At 43.9% G+C, this 21218-nt stretch carries 15 protein-coding genes; 4 read left to right on the plus strand and 11 right to left on the minus strand.

Features of this window, described 5'->3' with window-relative positions; all coding sequences use genetic code 11:
• Nucleotides 1-7: 7 nt before the first annotated feature.
• Entirely contained in the window at nucleotides 8-2473 is a 2466-nt protein-coding gene (locus HYN43_RS29140) for a sensor histidine kinase (protein WP_119409180.1), read from the minus strand.
• Nucleotides 2474-2802: 329 nt separating this feature from the next.
• Here HYN43_RS29140 and HYN43_RS29145 point away from each other — a divergent pair, with 329 nt between their 5' ends.
• Nucleotides 2803-3675, plus strand: coding sequence for an alpha/beta fold hydrolase (locus HYN43_RS29145; RefSeq protein WP_119407332.1), 873 nt, complete (start codon nucleotides 2803-2805; stop codon nucleotides 3673-3675).
• Nucleotides 3676-3717: 42 nt separating this feature from the next.
• Entirely contained in the window at nucleotides 3718-4260 is a 543-nt protein-coding gene (locus tag HYN43_RS29150; protein WP_119407333.1) for a carboxymuconolactone decarboxylase family protein, read from the plus strand.
• A gap of 286 nt (nucleotides 4261-4546) precedes the next feature.
• Here the strand turns inward: HYN43_RS29150 and HYN43_RS29155 are convergent, their stop codons facing one another.
• From HYN43_RS29155 to HYN43_RS29175, 5 genes are all read right to left on the minus strand, one after another.
• Complete coding sequence (locus HYN43_RS29155) at nucleotides 4547-5941, minus strand: sugar porter family MFS transporter (protein WP_119407334.1); 1395 nt, start codon at nucleotides 5939-5941, stop codon at nucleotides 4547-4549.
• Between the two features lie 15 nt (nucleotides 5942-5956).
• A complete protein-coding gene (locus HYN43_RS29160) occupies nucleotides 5957-8842 on the minus strand; it encodes a glycoside hydrolase family 38 N-terminal domain-containing protein (protein ID WP_119407335.1) in 2886 nt (961 codons plus the stop codon).
• A gap of 6 nt (nucleotides 8843-8848) precedes the next feature.
• The gene (locus HYN43_RS29165; RefSeq protein ID WP_119407336.1) at nucleotides 8849-10654 is read right to left on the minus strand and encodes a class I mannose-6-phosphate isomerase; all 1806 of its coding nucleotides are present in this window, start codon (nucleotides 10652-10654) and stop codon (nucleotides 8849-8851) included.
• A 214-nt stretch (nucleotides 10655-10868) separates the two neighbouring features.
• A complete protein-coding gene (locus tag HYN43_RS29170; RefSeq protein WP_119407337.1) occupies nucleotides 10869-11891 on the minus strand; it encodes an LLM class flavin-dependent oxidoreductase in 1023 nt (340 codons plus the stop codon).
• 156 nt (nucleotides 11892-12047) lie between these two features.
• A complete protein-coding gene (locus HYN43_RS29175; RefSeq protein ID WP_119407338.1) occupies nucleotides 12048-12815 on the minus strand; it encodes a carboxypeptidase-like regulatory domain-containing protein in 768 nt (255 codons plus the stop codon).
• 191 nt (nucleotides 12816-13006) lie between these two features.
• On the opposite strand from HYN43_RS29175, the gene HYN43_RS29180 reads away from it, so the two are divergent.
• Nucleotides 13007-13390, plus strand: coding sequence for an aldo/keto reductase (locus HYN43_RS29180; RefSeq protein ID WP_162996674.1), 384 nt, complete (start codon nucleotides 13007-13009; stop codon nucleotides 13388-13390).
• Here the strand turns inward: HYN43_RS29180 and HYN43_RS29185 are convergent.
• From HYN43_RS29185 to HYN43_RS29205, 5 genes are all read right to left on the minus strand, one after another.
• The gene (locus HYN43_RS29185; RefSeq protein WP_119407340.1) at nucleotides 13374-15665 is read right to left on the minus strand and encodes a histidine kinase dimerization/phosphoacceptor domain -containing protein; all 2292 of its coding nucleotides are present in this window, start codon (nucleotides 15663-15665) and stop codon (nucleotides 13374-13376) included. The two genes, HYN43_RS29180 and HYN43_RS29185, sit on opposite strands and share 17 nt — an antisense overlap.
• A gap of 203 nt (nucleotides 15666-15868) precedes the next feature.
• Entirely contained in the window at nucleotides 15869-16546 is a 678-nt protein-coding gene (locus HYN43_RS29190; protein ID WP_119407341.1) for a type 1 glutamine amidotransferase domain-containing protein, read from the minus strand.
• Nucleotides 16547-16774: 228 nt separating this feature from the next.
• Complete coding sequence (locus HYN43_RS29195) at nucleotides 16775-19102, minus strand: FdhF/YdeP family oxidoreductase (RefSeq protein WP_119407342.1); 2328 nt, start codon at nucleotides 19100-19102, stop codon at nucleotides 16775-16777.
• A gap of 15 nt (nucleotides 19103-19117) precedes the next feature.
• Entirely contained in the window at nucleotides 19118-19468 is a 351-nt protein-coding gene (locus HYN43_RS29200; RefSeq protein WP_119407343.1) for a DUF7009 family protein, read from the minus strand.
• Entirely contained in the window at nucleotides 19458-19598 is a 141-nt protein-coding gene (locus HYN43_RS29205) for a formate dehydrogenase accessory sulfurtransferase FdhD (protein WP_205589844.1), read from the minus strand. The genes HYN43_RS29200 and HYN43_RS29205 overlap by 11 nt, the downstream gene beginning before the upstream one ends.
• 674 nt (nucleotides 19599-20272) lie before the next feature.
• On the opposite strand from HYN43_RS29205, the gene HYN43_RS29220 reads away from it, so the two are divergent.
• The gene (locus tag HYN43_RS29220) at nucleotides 20273-21034 is read left to right on the plus strand and encodes an alpha/beta hydrolase (RefSeq protein WP_119407346.1); all 762 of its coding nucleotides are present in this window, start codon (nucleotides 20273-20275) and stop codon (nucleotides 21032-21034) included.
• Nucleotides 21035-21218: the final 184 nt, after the last annotated feature.

Raw genomic sequence — 21218 nt, forward strand, 5'->3', positions numbered from 1 at the left:
AAGTGGCTCATTTATTTAGGGTTAAGGCCAAAAACCGAACTGTTATATGTACACCATTATCCGTTTCGATATTAAAGTAGCCTTTTAACTGCCTGGCAAGCCCCTGCATCAGGTCGAGCCCAAGCGAATTATGTTCCATCGTATCAAAGCCCGGCGGCAAACCAATCCCGTTATCCGATATTTTAAGCACCAGGTAATCGGGGCTGTCGTGCTGTAGGATAATGCTCACCGTTCCGTCCTCCTCATTAAGAAAGGCATATTTCATGGCGTTTACTATACTTTCGGTAACTATAAGCCCCAGCGGGATAGCCTGCGATACATCAAGATCAAGTGCTTCGATCTGTTGCTCAAAACTTATTCGGTTGCCGGCATCAAAGCTTTCGTGCAGGTATTGTACCAGGTCGTTAATATACTCGGGCATGGCAATGGTGGTAGTATTTTGGTCCTGGTAAAGTTTTTGGTGTATCAAAGCCATGGCCTGCATCCGCCTCAGGCTGTCGTTAACGGCAACTTTGGCAGCATTATCCTCAAGGTAAACAGATTGGGAGTAAAGCAGGCTGGTTACCATCTGTAAATTATTTTTAACCCGGTGATGCACCTCTTTAAGCAGCCATTCTTTTTCTTTAAGCAGTTTATCCTGCTCGGTATTGAGTGTTTCGAGGTAGGCATTTTTCTGGTCAAGTTCTTTTTGGTTGGCTTCCAGTTGCAGGTTATTTTTTTGTTTAATACGGTAGCGGTTAAATAATAAGCCTATAATAATAATGAGCAGCACAATACCAATCAGCGTTTTGTTTTTTGTTCTGTTAGCTTCCTGTGCCTTTATTCGCTCCAATTGATTTTGGCTGTTAAGCAGCTTGATGTTTTTATCCTTCTTTTCTGTTTCGTATTTTAATAATAACTCGGCGGTTTTTTTTCGCTGATCGTAACTAAAGGCCGAATCACTGTACTGCTGGCTTAGCTGAAGTTCTTTAAACGCCCTTAGATAATTTTTGTCGGCCGAGTCGAGCTTGAATAGGTTGTAGTGATAAACACCGGCCCATTCCATATCAAGTTTAGGAGTAGCCCTCCGGGCCAGCTCAAGTAATTTACGGGCCCCGCTGTTTTGCCCCAATGTTCTATAAAAGTTGGCAATCTGGATAAATGCCCGCGGATACTCGTCCTGAATATATTCGGGCGGAAATTTTTCTGCCATCTCAAGGAAGGCCTGGTAGCTTTTTTCTGCTAAACTGTTTTGATGAAGGGTTTCGTAAGCTCTGCCCAACAGGTAGGTGTAAAACATTTTCTCAAAAAGAGTAGCGGGTCGATATTCTGCTCCGGTTTTTGTAAGTAATCTCAAAGCCTCTTTTTCCCTACCTACAAATAACAACGTTTCTGATTGGGCTAAGAAAGCCTTGTACCAGAATAGTCGTGTTTGGGTTGATTTATTTTCCAGTATTTTATTAAATAATTCTATCGCGTCATCATATTTTAAAAGTTTTGAATAAAGGACAGCCCGCCGGCCCCAAAAGAAGGATTTAAAGGCAGAATCAGCTTTAGTGACCATACTTTGTAACGATTTGGTAGAATAGGTTAACGCACTGGTTAAGTCGCCCTTGCGTATGGCAATAAAAGCAAGGGCATCATAAGGAAATTGCTGATAGCGAAATTTTATAGCGGATTGAAGCTTCACTATCTCAAGCATATATTTTTCGGCTATATCATAATGCTTTTCTACAAAATAATCGATATTGATTTCAGAGAGCGCTTCAATCTGTTTATCCTTTAAATTGAGGGAAGTGAAAATTGAAAGAGCTTTTTGAAACATGGCAACCCGTGCCGGATCGCCGTAATGGAGTAGTTCGGCCGCCGAGAGCATTGCCTGGGCCTTTGCGCGCATATTGCCCGTTTTTTCAGATAAAGCAACAACATAGGCAAATGCTTTTTGACTTTCATCGTCCCGCCCGCTTTGATTGAGCCAATGTGCCCTAAGAGTTGTATATGCAATTTCCCAATTAACCGCACCTGGTTTAATAATGCGCCAACCTTCATTAATATACACCGAAGCTTCATCAAGATCAGCTTTTGCATTGCCTGGTTTGAAAATGAAATAACAGCTAAGATCGGCCAGTAGCCTTAAGCGATCATCGCCGGTGAGCCTTTCCAGCAATGCCCTGGCTTCTTTTACTTTGCCGGCGTCGAGCAAGTTACTTCCTGCGGTTGGTTTGCCATCGCTGTACCATTCGTTATAAATGAGTAGCGGGCTTAACCCGTAAATTTTTGCCGAGATGCGCATAGCGCTGTCCGCATCAATCTGTCCCTGGCTTATGGTATGCAGGTATTGGCCTGCAATTGTTACAAGCAGCCGCTGCCGGGTTACATCGTTATAGCCCGAAAGGTTAGTTTGTGCACGAGAGTTTGTAAAACAGATACAGAGGATAAAGCATAATAGTCCCCATATAAATTGCCGTGCAGGATGAAAGGACTTGAACGTCATAACCATGATAACCTGTGATACTATTGTTGTTTAGAAATGTAATGAACGATGCCCGGATTCTGTAAAAACGAATATAACGAATAACCGGGAAAAATAAACCGGATTGCAGGCTTCTGGGGGCATTACTGTGCAAACGTATTAGAGTATCTGCTTTTGCCGGTTAAAGCTTATATCATATGCTCCACAATATTTAAAAAAATATGATACCGGTTTATATGATTATTATGATAACTGATATAATCCTGCTGATTTTTTGCACGCAACAAGCGCCGGTAACTTTACTAATGCGTTAACTTTTAAAAACATACACTCCCACCAAACTTTTCAACATGGAAAATCAAACAACCTATCATTTCATCAAAATTAATGGCACCGAAATTTTTTACCGGGAAGCAGGCCCCAAAAATGCGCCTACACTGGTTTTATTACATGGATACCCTGCATCATCACACATGTTCAGAAACCTGATTGGCGCGTTATCTGATCAGTATCATTTAATTGCTGCTGATTATCCGGGTTACGGCCGAAGCGAGCAACCGCCTATTGCCGATTTTGCCTACACCTTTGATAATTTTGCCATCATTATTGAAGAGTTGTTGAATAAGCTGAACATCTCAAAATACAGCCTTTACCTGATGGATTATGGTGCCCCGGTTGGATGGCGCTTAGCCTCAAAGTACCCGGAGAAAATAGACACCCTTATAGTGCAAAATGGTTGCGCCTACGAGGAAGGGCTTGAAACATTCTGGGACCCGATTAAAGCTTATTGGGAAAACCGGAATAATAAAGAAGCCGAACACACCCTAACCACGTTCCATAACCCAGATGGACTGAAATGGCAGTACACACATGGCTTATCCGATACATCCGTAATAAGCCCTGATAACTGGGAGATTGATCTGCGCCATTTGGAACGGCCGGAGAACGGCCAGATCCAGCTGGATCTGTTTTATGACTACCACACCAATCCGCCCAAATACCCGGCATGGCAGCAATATTTCCGCGACCATAATCCCGAAATGCTGATAGTTTACGGTAAAAATGATTTCATCTTCCCGGTAAGCGGTGCTGAGGCCTATAAAAAAGATGTGAAAAACCTGGAGTATCATTTATTTGATGCCGGCCATTTTGCCCTCGAAAGCCATGGTATTGAGATTGCCGCTGTGATAAAGGATTTTTTGAACCGGAAACTTAGCCGTTAAGTTGAACTACGCTCTACAATCAACCTAAAAACACAATTGAATATGAAAACACTTGTATTACCTAATTTTGATGATCTGCCCGGCGAATCGAAATCCATTCTGGAGCAGGTAAAAAAACGGCTCGGTAAAATCCCTAATCTTTATGCCACTATCGGCTATTCGGCAGCATCATTAAAAGGAATGCTGGAGTTTGAGAATTTGCTGAGTCAGGAAGCCATTTTCACCCCAAAAGAAAAGGAAGCCATAAATCTCATTGTATCTCAGGTAAACGAATGCGATTACTGTTTGGCTGCCCATACCACGCTGGCCAAAATGCGTGGTTTTTCTGAAGAGGAAACCATAGCCATCCGTAAAACTCAACTACCTGATACCAGGCTGAACATGGTACTCAAACTGGCCCAATCCATTGCCGAAAATAAAGGAAAGGCCGATCAGGATCTGGTGGAAGCTTTTTTTGGTTTCGGGTACAAGCAGGACGCCCTGGTTAATTTGATGGGTTTGATTGTTGTGAGAACTTTTACCAATTATGTGTTTATCAACAGTTCTATCGCTATTGATTTTCCTTTGGCGCAGTCGCTTGCGTAGTTGCCGCCGGTTTTGTTTTGATGCTTAAAAAAAGAGAGCCTTGCAAATGTTTGCAAGGCTCTCTTTTTTTAAAAAGTTTTGCTCCTGGTCGAAGTTTAGCGACAGCGTAACTTCGACCCAAACTGTGTTAAGCTTTCAGCTTAACTTTATAACATGTCGCTTTTAAGGTTTTCTTAATCCCATAAGTATTTAATGACGAGCCACGGAAGCAGAATGCTTCCAACATTTTAGGACGAAGTTACGCTGTCGCTAAACTTCGACCAGTATTCAGTTCTGCTTGATCGCATTAATGCCCTACCCAAATCTCCTGCACTTCCTCCAATGATTTGCCTTTGGTTTCGGGCACCATTTTATAAACAACCCAAAACGAGAGGAGGCAGCAAAAAGAGAAAAAACCGAACGTTAGTGCAGGTCCGATAGCCGACAGAAAAACCGGTGTAAGCTGCCCTACAATGGTATCGGCCACCCACATCATCATAATACTTAGGGCAAGCGCCCTGCCTCTTATCTTATTCGGAAATATTTCGGCGGCGACAACAAATTTTAACGGCCCTATTGAAAAGGCGAAGCAGGCCAGGAATAAAACAATACTGATAACAAGCGCTATGCTGTTGGTTGCGCCGCTATAAAAACAATAGCCTGTAAAGGCTAACGATAGCGTTGCCCCCAGCGAACCTATGAGGTAAAGCGGCCTGCGCCCCATTTTATCAACCTTCCATATCGCGATGATGGTAAACAGAAAATTTGCTAATCCAAAAATAACCTGGCTTAGCAGGGCATTGCTTATTTTAATACCAGCATCGCTTAATATTCTTGGTCCGTAATAAATTACCGCGTTGATGCCGCTGAATTGCGAGAAAAGCGGTAGCAGCAAACCAATTAAGAGCGGCTTTCTGAACGCCGGCGAAAATAACTCTTTATAAGCACTGCTTTGCTGCTGTGCCTGGGCCCTGATTATCGTGGCTTCCTTTTCCGGATCTTCACCGGTATCGGTTTTTGCCAAAATTTTGATGCCCTCGGCTTCCCTGCCATTTTGGATTAACCAGCGCGGGCTTTCGGGTACAAAACACAGGCCGATAAGAAACAGCAGCGAAGGGATAACGCCAAGCCCAAGCATGCTGCGCCATACTTCTTTAACAAGTATTAAATCTACCAGTTTGCTAAAAGGCAGGTTATGATAACTTGCAGACAAGCTTACAAGGCCCGAGTTTGTGAGATAAGCTATCAATATGCCGGCAGTGATGGCCAGCTGATAAAAGGTAACCAGCCTTCCCCGCGTTTTTGCCGGTGCAATTTCTGAAATATACAAGGGGGCCACAATTGATGCAACGCCTACGCCGGTACCACCCAGCATGCGGGCAATAATTAAAAACAAATACCCCGGTGTACTTGCAGTACCTATTGCCGAGAGGAAAAAGAATGCGGCCGATACCATCAGCATTTTTTTCCGGCCTATCCTGTCGCTCAATTCGCCCGAAAATGCTACGCCGATAATGCAGCCAATCAGGGCGGAGGACACAAACCAACCCTCCGCTATGGCCGAAAGATCAAATTGCTTTTTTACAAAGGGCAGCACTCCCGAGATCACTGCCATATCAAAGCCAAAAAGCAAACCACCCATGGTGGCAACAAGGGTTACCGAAACTAAAAAAAGTGAAGATTTAGGTGTTTTGGATTCCATTTTACCAATTGGTTGTTATTTGTTTTCTATCCTTAGGGTGATGATACCCTTGCCGGCTAAGGTAAATTTGTTATTTAGGGATGCCTTTTTTTCTTCAGAAAGATTACTCTCCCAGATCTGTATAGCGCTGCCGGTTGTTGACGATATGGTTACCTCTTTATCAGCATCGGTACTGTTTACCAGCATCAGTATGGTGCCTTTACCGTCATCGGCAGGTTTTAACACTTCGGCATACACGCCGGTGGCATCAAGCTTAAAGCCGGGGCCTTTTGCCTGGATTGCCGAGGCGGCCGAGGCTATCAGCTGCTGATGCACATTTAAGCCGGTTTGGTTTGCAGCAAAGCTATCATAGCCGCCAGTATGTGCACTCAGGTAATACCTGAAGGTGGTTGGTCCTTCCTGATCGGCCCTGAAGTTGGTATGCCAAAGGTTGTTCATCACCCACGAATACAAAGCAGAAGATTGAGGCGTATACGTTACCCAGTATGGCGAAAAGTGCAGGCCGCCCAACAGGTTGGCCGTGGTTATTTTCCCAATTTCAAAAAGCGGTGCATCGGGGCTGCTCCAGGTTATACCCCGGCCGGCGTTTGATACATCAACCCAGCGCTGCATGGTGTACCAGTTGCGGTTGGCATAAGGCAGTTGATCGGCCTCGGCGGTGGCAATGCCCCAGGGAATGCTGTAACGCACCTGCGCATTTTCAATACTGAACGGAAAAGCAAAATGAACGCTTTCTTTTTGGCGGATTGCTTTTTTATCGAGGATATTGATAATCTCCACCCTGTCGAGCCCGTTTACAAGTCGTACTTCCCGGCTTAAGCCGTTAGCACCGGGCGCAGCAGATTTTACCAGTAAACTCACTACCAGCGGACCATTTTCTTTAACGCTGATTTGCACATCAGCAACACTTTGGCTGCTTTCCAGCGAATCGCCCGGCATATAAATGTAATGGTTTAAACCCGTGGTATCGGTTGCAAAATTTACCCCTGCTTTAACCAGTTTTTGGATATCGCCGGTTGTTTTATTTATGCTGATGGTATACAACCCGCTTTGGAGCATGTATTGATTAACAGTTGATTTGGCAGTTCCTTTATAAGCAGCGCCTGCATTAACCGTGTAAGTACGCTTGCCAAACTGTGGCACAGCTTCGGCCACGAAGGCCAATTGGCCCGTGCTGAGGCGTTGGGATACTACTTTCTTGCCGGCATCATCCTTAACCAGGTCGCCGGCTTTGCTTAGTTCGGGCGAGAGGTAAACTACGTCGGTGCGTGGCCACGACAGGGTGTTATACACATCTACCGCGTTTGCTTTTACCTCCACGGGCGTTAATGCCGTGTTTAATAACGAGTCTGATTTTTTCTCGGCATTTAGAGCAAAGGCCTGTTTGTATGCCCATTCGCTCAATACCTTTTTATCTTCGGGGTCATCCGTACTGTTGTAGGCTCCCCAGGTGTGTTCATTAAACAAAAGCAAATTTTTCCATGTTTCGTTAAAATCTTTTACAGGGTAGGCTGTTTTGTTTCTGATAGCCCAGATGGCATCACCCTGTTTCAGCATATCCGATGCATTGCGGTTTTTTGCGGTTTCTTTGGCGGCAGATGATACGCCATCGGTCCAATATTCGGTATAATCTCCGGCAAATGATGGAATTTGATCTTTGTATTTCTTTTCAAAATCGCCAAAAAATTGTTTTACCGATGTGATAACCAGTTTGGGCGATTCGTAGTGCTCATTCCAGGCTTTCACAGCATCGGGCAGTTCAGGATCTATAGGAGCGTTATCGCTCATGGCCCAGGTAAGGATGGTCATATCATACGGAAAAGCTTTTTGTTCCAGGTCGCCAAGGTATTTAAACAGGTAAGGGTTCAGGAAATTTTCTTCGGGTTTACCGGTATAAAAAGGTTTAGGGTCTTCAACAGAGAAAAAATTAGGAATTTTGGTGCCCTTTAAAGCATAGCCTATGGAGTAAGGCTGGCATTGCCAAAACAACAGTTTTTGTTTGCCCGAGGGCGCTACCCAATAAAAAGGTTTATCCTGCCATTTGGCCAGGTTGCCAATCCTGTCGGATGCATTAGGACCTGATAGAAAATATTTGATGCCCGTTTGTTCAACCTGGGCCGATAAGCCCCATGAAGCCCCGGGAACATCACCCTGAAACATGGTATTGATCTGGATGCTGTGCTGTTTGGCCAACCGCTGCGATTCGGCAAACATTTGCATTAACTGGCGGCTATCGGTAAGGCTGGTGTTGATGTTGCCATAGGCGCCATCAAGGTTAATCCAACCTTTTTTTACGGCATCCCAAAAACTGGCCTGCTTTTCGGGACTGCTTAGCTTTAAATAATTATCAACCACCCAAATGGCTTCTGTTGTCCATTTAAAACGGGCTTCTTCGGGGTAGTTTTGCGTTTTTTGGGCCAGGTTAATACTTTCATCAATGTTTTCCATGTGCAGTTTAAGCACTTTGGCCTGCACATTGGTATAACCGATATCCACGTGCGAGTGGGGCAGTACATAAACTGTCCAGTTTTGGCGGGCGGGCTCAATAATGCAGCGGGTTGTATAAGCCTGGCCTGCCGTTTTAAGCGTTACTGTAGCCTGTGTTGCCACTTTTATGGCAGGGCCGGGTAAGGCCACTTCATCATATTCTGCACCCGATTTATTTTCGGGCAGGCTAATAGTTTTCTGGTGGCCGTTAAAAGAAATGTATAACTGCCCGCCTGCATAGTTTTTGCCATTGTTAAATAGTAAACGGGCTACGCGCCGCGTTTCGCCATTTTGTTTAATGTATGCTACCGTTGGTTGCAGGCTAACGGAGGTAAAGGCAGCAGCAGGTTTTTGGCCATACACAGCGGCAGTGAGCGGGAGTAAGAATATCAGCAGTAAAAAATATTTTCTCATGTTAAATTAGTTTATGGGGGAACAACATTCGTCTTTTACATAGGCTTTAATTACCCGGGCTGTGCCGCCGCCTATATTGATCATTTTATAAGTATTTGCCTTTGCCGGGATGATGAAGGTTTCGGCGTAATGAATTTCCATTTCAACATCACGGGTTTGTACAATAATTTTTTCTCCTTCTACAAGGCTTAATACCAGGCACTGGTTGTTGGTTATGTCGGCTATAGCGTGGTTAAATTCCAACCGTTCGATGGTATAAAAATGTTCGGGATGGGTAGGGAGGGAAACAACCTGCCAGTCCTGCGCCTTTTTAATAACTGTTTGTTTGGAGATCAGGGTTTCGGCAACCGTTTCACCTTTTCTGTCGAAATTCAGGTTATCAAAGGCCCGGTTGATATTGAGCGGACGCGGGTTGCCGTTAAGATCGGGGCGGAGCCAATCGTACATTTTAAAAGTGAAAATATATGGAGTAGCGCTTATTTCAAGCACCAGGTTGCCCTTGCCCGAACAGTGTACCGTGCCGTTAGGGATCAGGAACAGATCGTGCTTTTTTGCCGGGAAGGTTTGTACAAATTTCTTTACATCAACCGGCTCGTTGTTTTCAAAGCTGTTTTCTAAGGTGTGCCTGAACTTGTCTTTGTCTATATCATCCTGGAAGCCAAGGTACACCTCGGCGCCCGGTTGTGTTTCTAATATATAATAGGTTTCATCCTGCGTAAAATCTTCGCCAAAATTATCGCGGGTGTACTTTACCGAGGGATGGCACTGCACCGAGAGATTATCCCCATCCATGGTATCCAGAAAATCAAAGCGGATGGGGTAGTGGTAGCCAAACCTGCCCGCGGCCTTGCCTAATACGGCGGTGTTGTTATGATAAAGCAGGCTATCTATGGATATTTCCAGCCGGTTGTCGCCATTCTCCAGCACAACACCGTTTTCGGGCGCAATCAGTTCAAACGACCATGCGTAGTTTACCGCGGCTTTGTTTAAACCGTTTATATTTTGTTTAATCCACTGGCCTCCCCAAACGCCCGGTTCAAACCAGGGCCGCGGCCTGAAAACGTTTGATGACATTTGGGTTAGTGCATTGCGCAGGCCCTGGCCGCTTATCCAGGTAATATCATCGGGCCGCTGTTCATCAACCCAGATATCAACCTGCCCTAACAATTTTTTTTTATGCTGATTGAAAACCGGCCAATCCACAAAGTAAAAACGTTTGTATTGTACTTTCGCATCCGCAGGTTGGCCGGCACCCAGGCAGCGCACATTCCCGGCCCGCGACCTGAACTGGATCTCGTTTTTAGGTACATCAAAATATATAACCGGGCATTGCCAGTTAACCAGGCCAGCGCCGCAACCGTAAATAATAGTGAGGCCATTGCCCGGAGGAGCTAATGCCGATAACTTAGCCTGGTCGAAAAAATCTAAAAGTGATCCGGTGTAGGCGGTTCCAAAAAGCGGATCATCTCCACCCGTAAAAGGAGCTACCTGGTTATTTACCTCTGCCTCTGGTTTTAAGCAGGTATCAATATTTATCCAGTTAACATTTGTATCGCCCAGCAAGCCACTTACGGATGCTTTTACCATTTCCCATTGCACACCGCCAAAACCCTCGAAGATGAAATGAGTGCCGACACCAAGCATATACTTCACTATGCCATCGTACCCCCGCGATATGGTTTCGGGAGTTTTAAAGGCCGGGTAAATATCATACCCCGGCAATTTACAGCCGTTTTGCCCGGCAGGCATTAAAAACTGTTCGGTGTTTCGGAGAGAGGTAGCAGTGTCCAAAAAATCGGGGTTAGGAGGCATGGTATTTTAGTATGTTGTATTGTACAAACATATTCATTTTTTTGATAAATACTATATCAAAAATAATCTGAAATTTAATGCAGAAAGCCACTTAGTTTTGCACTAAAATGGCTTTCTGTATTTGCGATAATGCAATCACAATCAATAAGATATTTCCTTTCAGGCGTATGCCTGATGATTTAACAAAAAAACAATGCCTGCTTGTTGTAATACATTAACGCCAGCCCAATGCGGGGGCTACATGTTTTAATATAGACGACAGTACGTGTACATTGTAATCAACCCCAAGTGTGTTGGGTATGGTTAAAAGCAAGGTATCTGCCTCCCGGATAGCTTCATCTTTTGCCAGTTCTTCAATAAGCTGGTCTGGTTCGGCAGCATAGCTTTTTCCAAAGATAGCCCGCTTATCGGCTTCGATATAACCAATTTTGTCCGATCCGCCTTTTTGCTGGCCGAACAGATACCTGTCTTCATCCGTAACCAATGCGAAAATAGAACGGCTTACCGATACTCTCGGCTCCCGCCCGTGCCCAGCTTTGTTCCAGGCCTCTTTGTACAGCCTGATCTGCTCGGCCTGCTGAATATGGAAAGGCTTGCCGCTTTCATCAAATTTTAAAGTGGAGCTTTGCAGGTGCATGCCCTGTTCGGCCGCCCAAACGGCGGTTGCATTTGAAGCTGCTCCCCACCAGATACGCTCGCGCAACCCTTCCGAATACGGTTCTAAACGCAATAAGCCCGGGGGGTTAGGAAACATGGGGTAGGGGTTAGGCTGGGCAAAGCCGGTACCACTTAGTTTATCCAAAAACTCAAGAGCCTTCCGTCGTCCCATATCCGTATCGGTTTCGCCCTCATTGGGTTCATAGCCAAAATAGCGCCAGCCGTCAATTACCTGCTCCGGCGAACCCCTGCTTATACCTAACTGTAATCGCCCTCCCGAAATTAAATCGGCGGCTCCTGCATCTTCAACCATATATAGCGGATTTTCGTACCGCATATCGATAACGCCCGTCCCGATCTCAATTTTGCTGGTTTTGGCACCGATGGCCGAGAGCAGCGGAAAGGGCGAAGCCAGCTGGCGGGCAAAATGATGCACCCGGAAATAAGCCCCGTCTAAACCAAGTTCTTCGGCGGCAACAGCCAGGTCAATCGACTGGAGCAAGGTATCGCCCCCGGTACGGGTTTGATAAGCCGGATGATCAGACCAATGCCCGAATGATAAAAAACCTATTTTTTTCATAATTTACTGTGTATGAAATAGTCGCAGCAAAGTTAACAAATAAATGTTTAAACATTTATTTGTTAACTGTCATGATATTGCCAATAAATACTTAAGGCAGCGGAGTTTTATTTGTTTGCGGCAGGATAGGGAATAATGTGCGGTCCTACCTGTAGATCAGTTTGATGATACCGGGTCTTCTGTATGTTCAAAAACCGGCACTTTAAGCCGCTCTCCCGGCGAAAGTTTTATAAACTCTTCGTAGCATTTGCTGATGTAGGTAGTGAGGTTAAATTCTTTGGCGGTAAAAGTTTTTATATCCGGGGTGTATCGTACAGCAAAAGCATGTAGCTCCTGGTCTTTTAAAGGCACATACTTGCTGATATTATCGTCGGCGAAGGTTTGCTGGATTTTTGTGATGATCCTGTCGCGCTCTTCCAGTTGTGCCTGTTTCTTCGCATTGTTTTCGGTGGATTTGTTCGACCAGATGCGGAAGCTTACACCGCCTTTAACCGAACCATCTGCATTGGGGCCATCGGTATTGCGTTGGTAAGTCATGGTTTGGTTATGAAACAAGGGATCTATAGGCTGCGCAAAAGCCGATTGATTTACCGCGGCTGCACCTTTACCATTAATTACCACCTCGTTTAGTTGATGCTGCTTTGGGGTAAGGTAAAAATAGCGTGCATCCAGGTTGGTAACTACCACAGTATCGGTTTTATAAGCCATGCCGCTAAAAACCAAAAGGTCGCCGCCTTTGGCCGGAACGGAAAAATGCCCCTGCTTATCGGTTTGGGTTTTAAACTTGCCATTCAGGTTTTCGATATTAATACCCGGCAGGGCAATGTGGGTTTTAATTTCATAAACAATGCCTTCCTGGCTATGCTGGGCATAGGCAAAGGATGCTATAAACAAAAATATAAGTACTAAAGCGGAGCGAAACATTTTTTAAAATTAAAAAATTAAGTTTTACGGGGAAGTTAAAATAAGTTAAAAATCATTGGGTTGATCCCGGTGTTAAAAAAACTCGCCTAATATGTGGGGTAGACTTTAACTTACAAACTTACGGTTCTGCAGTAAGGTAAGATAGCCGTGGAATATGCGCTTAACCCTTAAGGAATGTTAACATAGCCTCTTTGGTTTCCTGTAAACGTATTGTACGCAACCAACAGGAGGCCGCCGATAAGCGCCATTACCCCGAATACCCAGCGCCAACCCAACCCGGTATTTACCAATCTGCCATCAACCAAGGTATTTCACAGCTGATATTGCGTTGGGCTCTGCTGAAACCCGGTAGTGCCGTTGTATTGGCCGGAGTCAGAAATGCGGAACAGGCTATAGAAAATGCCTTGGCCATGAAGATAGATTTAAGCCGGGAGGAAATAGCTTTAATTAACCGGGATATAGCTGATGTGAAGCGAACTGTGAACCTGGTAAAACGCCGGATAAGACGCGGGCGGAAGGTGTCGCCATTTAAGATTAAGGGCCATTTTGCCGACCGCTTTAATCGCGTACTGTAGCTGTTTTTTCGATCGGAAAATCTATTTTCACTGTTACGCCGGTCTTGTAGGTGAATAAAAGGATGCCTTTTAGCTGCGCGTTAAGCCCCTTAACTAAAGATATACCCAGCGAATCCGCCATGTCAAAGCCGAGATCTACAGATGATCCTGCACCATCGTCGCTAACCTGAAGGATGGCCCGCTGGCCGTTCTGTTTCAGGCTAACATTGATCGCTCCCGACCTGTTATCAGGGTAAGCATATTTTAAAGCATTGGTTACAAGCTCATTTAAAATTATACCAACCGGGATAGCCTGCGCCACATCAAGCCACAACTCGTCGGCATCAAGTGTTATTTTTACCTTATCTCTCTTTTTATTTAAAGAGCCGTCCAATGATCTTAACAGTTGGGTAATATAGGGTAGTACATTAATTTCTGAAACTTTGTCACTATTATACAACTGATCATGGATAAAGGCAATTGACTGTACTCGATGCTGGCTTTCTATTATAACCTCCTGCGCCCATTTGTTATGTACCTGGGTTGATTGCGATTCGAGCAGGCTCATAACAATCTGAAGGTTGTTCTTCACTCTATGATTAACCTCTTTTAACAGCAAATCTTTCTCTGACAGTAACTCATCCTTATCCTCCAAAAGCTTGTTTTTGTCTGCTACCAGCTTTTGAAGAACGGCATTCTTTTGATCGATCTCATACTTTTGCTGTAATAAGAGAGCATTGCTGCGCTGTTTTAATCGATACCGGCTGTAGATAAGTGCAGTGATAACCAGTAGTAAAGCCGTCCCACCAATGGTCACTTTCTGAAGAAGCTGGTTACGTTTTATCTTGGTTTCAATTAGCAGTGCATTTCTGGAGAGCGAATCGATGTGCTTGTTTTTTTCGAGTGCTTCGTTTTCAATATTCAATAAGAAAATCTGGTAGGCTTTTGCTACATTATCTATCGAATCTTTAATCTCTTTTTCTTTAAGGAAATGCTCAATGGCGGATTTTTTATTTCCTTTTTTTAAAAAAAGCAATTCATAATAACGGTATTCAGCTGTTCTGGCACTTGCCGCAAAATTTTGCTTGTGCGCCATGGTGGCATACAACTCAGTATAACGATAAGCCTGTTTCACGTAGCCCGTTGCAGAATAATAGGAGGCAAGAGCGTTGTAAGCGCCCATCAGTTCCTGGGTATTTGCCGGGGAAATTTTAGGTAACAAACTTGTAAGTTGTTGTACGTACAACGCTGCTTCGCCGAAACGTTTGGCATAGATCAGATTATTGATATACTCCACTGCCACCGATAGCCTGTCTAAATCATTAACAGCCATGTTTTTCATCTCATTTAAGACGGCAAAAGCCTTTCCGGGCTGATTGGTGCGGGTGTATTCCAGTGCGAGCGCAGCGGATTCCAAAATTACAAAACGGTGTTCTCCGTATCGCCTGGCCATCGTTAGTACCTCGACTGAGTATGGGATAGCCTTGTGATATTGCCGCATTTCAATATATGTCGATGCGATAACATGGTTTATAGCGCCGCGCTGTGAGGTTGTATCGTTAACTTCTTTTGCAGTTTCGAGGGCTAACAAATTATATTTTAACGAATTGGTGTAATCTCCTAATTTAAATGATATCCTGCCTATATTCCGGTAAATTCCTTCTACAGTTCTGCGACTTACACCTTTTCCTAAATTTAAAGCTTCAAACAGTAACTTAAGTCCCTCTGTATTTTTTTCCACTTGAAATAGCGAGTCGGCATTTACAGTCAGCAAAAAAGAAAGCCACAGAATATTTCGCTCCTTTCTGAATATGGAAATCGCCTTATTGATGTAAAGCATTCTGTTTTGAATTTCAAGCGGATCTGAAACCCGGTAGTATCGGGCAATCATGTGATATGATCGTGCCTGTCCGTCATTATTATGATGATTTTGTGAAAACGCAAGTGCGTTTTGGGCGATCTTCAGACCCATTTTCCTGTCATCACTGTTATAAAACGCTTCGGCGCTAAGCAACATGGAATTAATTATACCAAAATCATACTTGAGCCGATAACTCAGAGTTGAGGCCTGAGCTGCAAAATTCTTCGCCGAATCAATATCCTTAGCGCCTTTATTAGGTTTGAAAAACATTAAATGCCCTAATGCAAGTTGCAATTTAACCCTGTTGGTATCGTTTTTACTTTCGGATAGTTTTTGTCTTAACACTGGCAAAGTCAGTTCATCCAGTTCGCTCGACTGTGCTGATGCAGAACTTATAAAAAATAACAGTAGCAAAAAAAAGTAAAATTGCTTCATTGGCAATCCCCCTGCTTAATATTAAATTCTAACTTACAAAATTTTCAAAAAAATATCTTATAACTCCCTGCGGATAATTGACTAAGAAACTTCGTTTTCGTTCAAAACGACCTTCCAGTGTAAATGATTACTAATCGTATAGCGTTAAAAAGAATGGCCGTACCGTTTTATTTCAAAGCGGTGCGGCCTCAATGTAAATTGTTTTAATTCGATGGTCCCAGAATTGCAACTATTTTTTCACCAACGCCTTTTCCGGAGGCCGGGTTTTGGCCGGTTACCAATCTGCCATCCGCAATACTAAAAGGCTGCCATGGCGCTACCGTGTGATAAATTGCGCCTTGTTTGGTTAACTCAGTTTGCAGGTCAAATGGCACGTCTGCCCTGGCATAGCCATCTTCTTCTTCTGTTGTGAAAGATGAAATGTTCTTGCCGTTCACCAGGTAACTGCCATCACTTAGTTTAACGTTCAGCAGTGAAACCGGCCCGTGGCAAACAGCCCCAACAACCGCACCACGCTCCCAGGTTTCTTTAACTACTTTTTTGATCAGCTCGTCATGGGCTAAGTCTACCAGGGGAGCAAGCCCACCGGGAACAAAAATGGCATCGTATTTACTAACATCAACAGTAGAAAGTTTAACCGCTTTTCTCATTTTTACCCAGCCTTCACCGGTTAAAAAATCCAGGTTATCCGGGTCGGCTGCAGATTCAAGATCATCAAGATACGGGCTTTCTCCGGTTAGCGTAGCGAAATCAACTTCATAGTTTGCTCTGGTAAATTCGGCATAGGGATGCGCCACTTCCGGTAAAAAATTACCTGTTCGCCGTTTGTTGGGGCCAATAGTGTTTGTGTTTGATGCAATGATTAAAACTTTCTTTTTCATGATTGATTTGACTTAAATGATAAATATTGCGCTGTTTATTATTGCTGTCAAAGTTCGCATCGGGAGTTACGTATTGCTTATAAAACGGCTGATTGCCTCTGCCCTAACCGATACGAAGACCCCCCGATGACGCAGATATGGAAGCCGTTAAGCAGGTTTGTAAAAGCCGAACCTGATGAACTTCAGTAAAAAGAGGTTTTAAACTTTAAGCGGTAATAGGAGCCATCATCAATTTCCGATATTCAATGGATCGTGCGGCCTGATTTTGATTTTGACATATTTTGATGCTGGCATATTACTTTCGCCAACAACGTTATTTATTGAAACCAGCACATTGGTTTCCGGAAAATAGGTGAGTGTGTTTCGCTGGGGTATTGAATAGGGTACAATGATGAAAAGCGGTGCAATCCTTTCAATATCATCGTCATAATTAAACAGATCAACTTTGTCGCCTGCTGCAAATCCGCTATTGTCAATGTCTTTCTGATTCATGAATATTACTCTCCGCTCGTTTTTAATACCGCGATACCTATCCTCCAATCCGTAAATTGTTGTATTAAACTGATCATGCGTACGCGTGGTAGCCATCAAATATTCATCTTCTTTAAGCGTGTTGTCAGGAATTGTTGTCAGTGTAAATACGGCGCGGTCTGCATATTTTTCGGTGATGAAATTTCCGTCGCGCGCGGCATTGGGTAAATAGAAGCCCCCTTTTTCACGCACACGCCTGTTGTAATCCTCAAAACCGGGAATACACTTTTCAATAATATCTCGTACGGCATCATAACTGTTGGCGTACTGCTGCCAGTTAATAACCGAACGCGTGCCTAATGTTGCCATCGCCATCCGGCAAACAATCTGTGTTTCATTAATCAGTTTATCGGATATGGGCTTTAAGATGCCTTGCGATGACTGTACGATACCCATAGAGTTTTCCGTACTGATGAGCTGCGGTTGTCCGTTTACGATATCCAGATCACTCCTGGAGTAGGTGGGCAATATCAGGGCTTCCTGGCCATGCACCAGGTGACTACGGTTTAGTTTGGTGGAAACGCAGATACTTAAACGAAGTTTTCGAAGGGCTTCGGCAGTATAGGTTGTATCAGGGGTGGCTGATATAAAATTGCCCCCCATACTAAACAGTACTTTAACTTTTTCGGCATGCATAGCTTTAATGGCCCGTACAACATCGTAACCATGTTTTCTGGGAGGCTCAAACCCGAACACTTCTTTTAAACGATCCAGTTGCTGCTGTGTGGGCTTTTCATTGATCAGCATGGTACGGTTTCCCTGAACGTTACTATGCCCGCGCACCGGGCAAACCCCTGCGCCGGGTTTCCCGATGCTTCCTTTTAGTAGTAGCAGGTTCACAATTTCTTTGAGCATATCTACGCCGTTTGGTTGTTGCGTAAGCCCCATGCCCCAGCAAAAAATAATCCGCTTTTTAAAAGCCATCATTTGCACAGCCTGGTAAATGGATGCGGCGGGTACTCCGCTCTCTTCTGCTAAATCTTCCAGGCGATAGTTTTCAAATTGTTTGATGAACTCATCATAACCGCCCGTCTTTTTTTCAATAAAGTCATGATCAAACACCTGTCCGGGGCTCTTTTTCTCAAAATCAAGAAGCAAAAGCTCCATAGCTTTTAACAGTGCCATATCGCCGTTTATTTTAACCGGCAGAAAAAGATCGGCCAGTGAAATACCATTGCCCAACACACCATTTAAATGCTGCGGGTTGTGAAATCCCATCAGTCCGGCTTCAGGTATGGGATTGATTGCGATGATCTTTGCGCCATTCAATTTGCCTTTTTCAAGGGCGCTCATCATCCTCGGCGCATTTGTACCAGGATTATGACCTATGATGACGATGACATCCGTGTCGTAAAAGTCGTTCAGTTTAACCGTCCCTTTACCTACGCCCAGCGTAGGCATTAATGCAAAGCCGGATGTTTCATGGCACATGTTCGAACAATCGGGCATGTTATTGGTGCCAAATTCTTTTGCAAAAAGCTGGTAAAGGAAAGAGGTTTCATTACTGGTTCTTCCCGAAGTATAAAAAGCGGCTTCGTCGGGCGAATCGAGCGCAGTTAAATGTTCTGCTATTTTTTTAAAGGCATCATCCCAGCTAATTGGCTGATAATGTGTGCCTCCTTTTGGCATATACATCGGTTCGGCTAACCGCCCGAAACGGCCAATTTCAAAATCGGTTAGCATGGCGAGGTCGTATACCGAATTTTTTTTAAAAAAGTCAGCGGTAACTTTCTTTGTTGTTGCTTCTTCTGCCAGGGCCTTAGCGCCATTTTCGCAATATTCTCCCACCGGCGACCGCTCGTCATCAGGATCTGGCCATGCGCAACTCGAGCAATCAAAGCCACCTTTCTGGTTCATCGAAAAGAGTGCCTTCATGCCTCGTATCGGAACGCCCTCTTCAAAAAGATCACTGAACGCGGCCATCACGGCAGGAATACCTGCCGCCCATTTTTCGGCCCCGGTAGATTTTAGTTTCAGTAATTTATAGGGATTTTCTGCAGATGGCACTTTTTTTTCTTCACTCATGGCTTTAGGCTTTAATCAACAGGTTAACAATGGATTAGGAAAATTATCGCCTTGGTCTTCTTCTGTATTATCTAAACAGGTAAAATCTTTTTCTACCAGCAGGCTTACCGGGCCGGTCTGATCCATAAAGCCTACCTTTTCTGTGTTGATAAGTTCCTCAATCATTTTTCTCGGCAGGTTCAGCCGGATCTTATCTCCGGTAAAATCCGATGTTAAATTGTCATCATCAGTGATCATGATTGCGTAATTCAAAGTCTTGCCTGTAAACTCCGTTCTGTCTTCCAGGAAACCGTCGTTCCCCAATTGAGCAATGTCAGATTTGGTTAGCCTGTATCTCAGGGAATTACCCTTAATTCTAATTTTCATTATAAGTGGATATGGTTATATGATCACTGGAATTATAAATATTGAACCTGTTTTCCCGAAGAAAACCGACCAATGTAATATTAAATTCAACGGCAAGTTCTACAGCGAGGCTTGATGGTGGAACGATCACTCATTTTCACTTGCTTTAATTGCTATAATCCCATATCGGCAAGGAGGTTTCTGCGGTACAGGTTCTTATAGATATATTTATTACATATTGGGCCAGGTTGACGAAAAAGTTTTGGTTCTTTTTCGTATTGTAAAGTTAACGCCGCAGTTGCGCCTTTTAAATCATCATAAAGATAACTGTTATAACAATTCTGATAAATGACGCCAAAAGTATGGAGATTCATTTTGGCTTCTTACGATAAATGGTGCATTCAATCTAACCTTCACTAATCATATGCGTGTGTTGTATTAGAAAGCCGATGGGGTTAAGACCATAAAACCAAACAGGTTGCAGGCAGGAAAGCAAAGGCTGATCGTTATTACATAACTAATAAATCTTATCATTTAGGTTATTTAAAATAACTCACAACTAACCCGAACTTCATCAAAAAAAAGTACAGCAAAAATGAGCTGTCACGTCACCTTAATAATTATAGTTTATGATCAACATTTCGGCGATCGGTACCCGGATCAAGGCATTGAAGAAATGCAAAATGGAAAGTATAAATCCGGTAGATACAACGCACTCCTCCGCTTCGAAGCTCAGGGCGCTATTATGCTGATTGACCATGTTACATCTGGCTCGAAAATTCCAATTTAATTTTATTTCAAAACAACATAAATAACCTCAATGCCATGAAAACTATCAGATTTTATTCTATTCTAATTTTAATGCTACTATCAACAATCACAACTATGGGACAAACTACTGACAACACCAAGCCAACTATCATTTTTGTACACGGGATTTGGGCCGACGGTTCCTGCTTTAGCAATCAAATCAAAGCGTTGCAGGCCAAAGGCTATCCTGTAATGTCTGTACAGAATTCGGTCACCTCGCTTTCCGACGATGTAGGCCTAACTAAAAAAGCGATCGCACTGGCCAAAGGAAAAGTTATCCTTGTAGGCCATTCGTGGGGTGGTATGGTGATCACCCAGGCTGGTAACGACCCGAAGGTACAGGGCATAGTTTATCTCGCAGCTTACGGACCGGAAGCCGATGAATCATTGTCAGATGTTTCGAAAAATGCCCCGGCAACAGAGCTTATTAAATACCTTGTGCCAACGGACGGCACTGTCTTTATTACAGAGGAAGGCGTGAGGACGGTGTTTGCGCCAGACCTGGATCCACAAGTGCAGTCTGTCCTTTACGCAACGCAAACACCTGCCTTCCATACTGTTTTTGACGATAAAAGCGGTGTTCCGGCCTGGAAAAGTAAACCTTGCTGGTATATTGTTGCTAAAAACGATAAGACTATACACCCGGACCTTGAACGTTTCATGTCTAAAAGGATGAAAGCTAAAACTATCGAGATTGCTTCCTCGCATGTCATGATGCTTTCACACCCTGACGAGGTTTTGAAAGTGATTGAAGAGGCGGCAACCTATAAATATTAAATCATCATCCGGTTGATTGATTCAATAACATCCGGATGTGAGCACGCATGTGGCAGTGTCATCTCATTTGGCAATGCCGCATGTTCCTGAATCTTGCTCAAACTCAATAAACTTCAGCGGGTTATTAAACTCAAATTGATCATGACCGGAACGTTTTTTTGCACGGCATCCCCGGCAACTTACC

The organism is Mucilaginibacter celer, assembly GCF_003576455.2.
Taxonomy (GTDB): domain Bacteria; phylum Bacteroidota; class Bacteroidia; order Sphingobacteriales; family Sphingobacteriaceae; genus Mucilaginibacter; species Mucilaginibacter celer.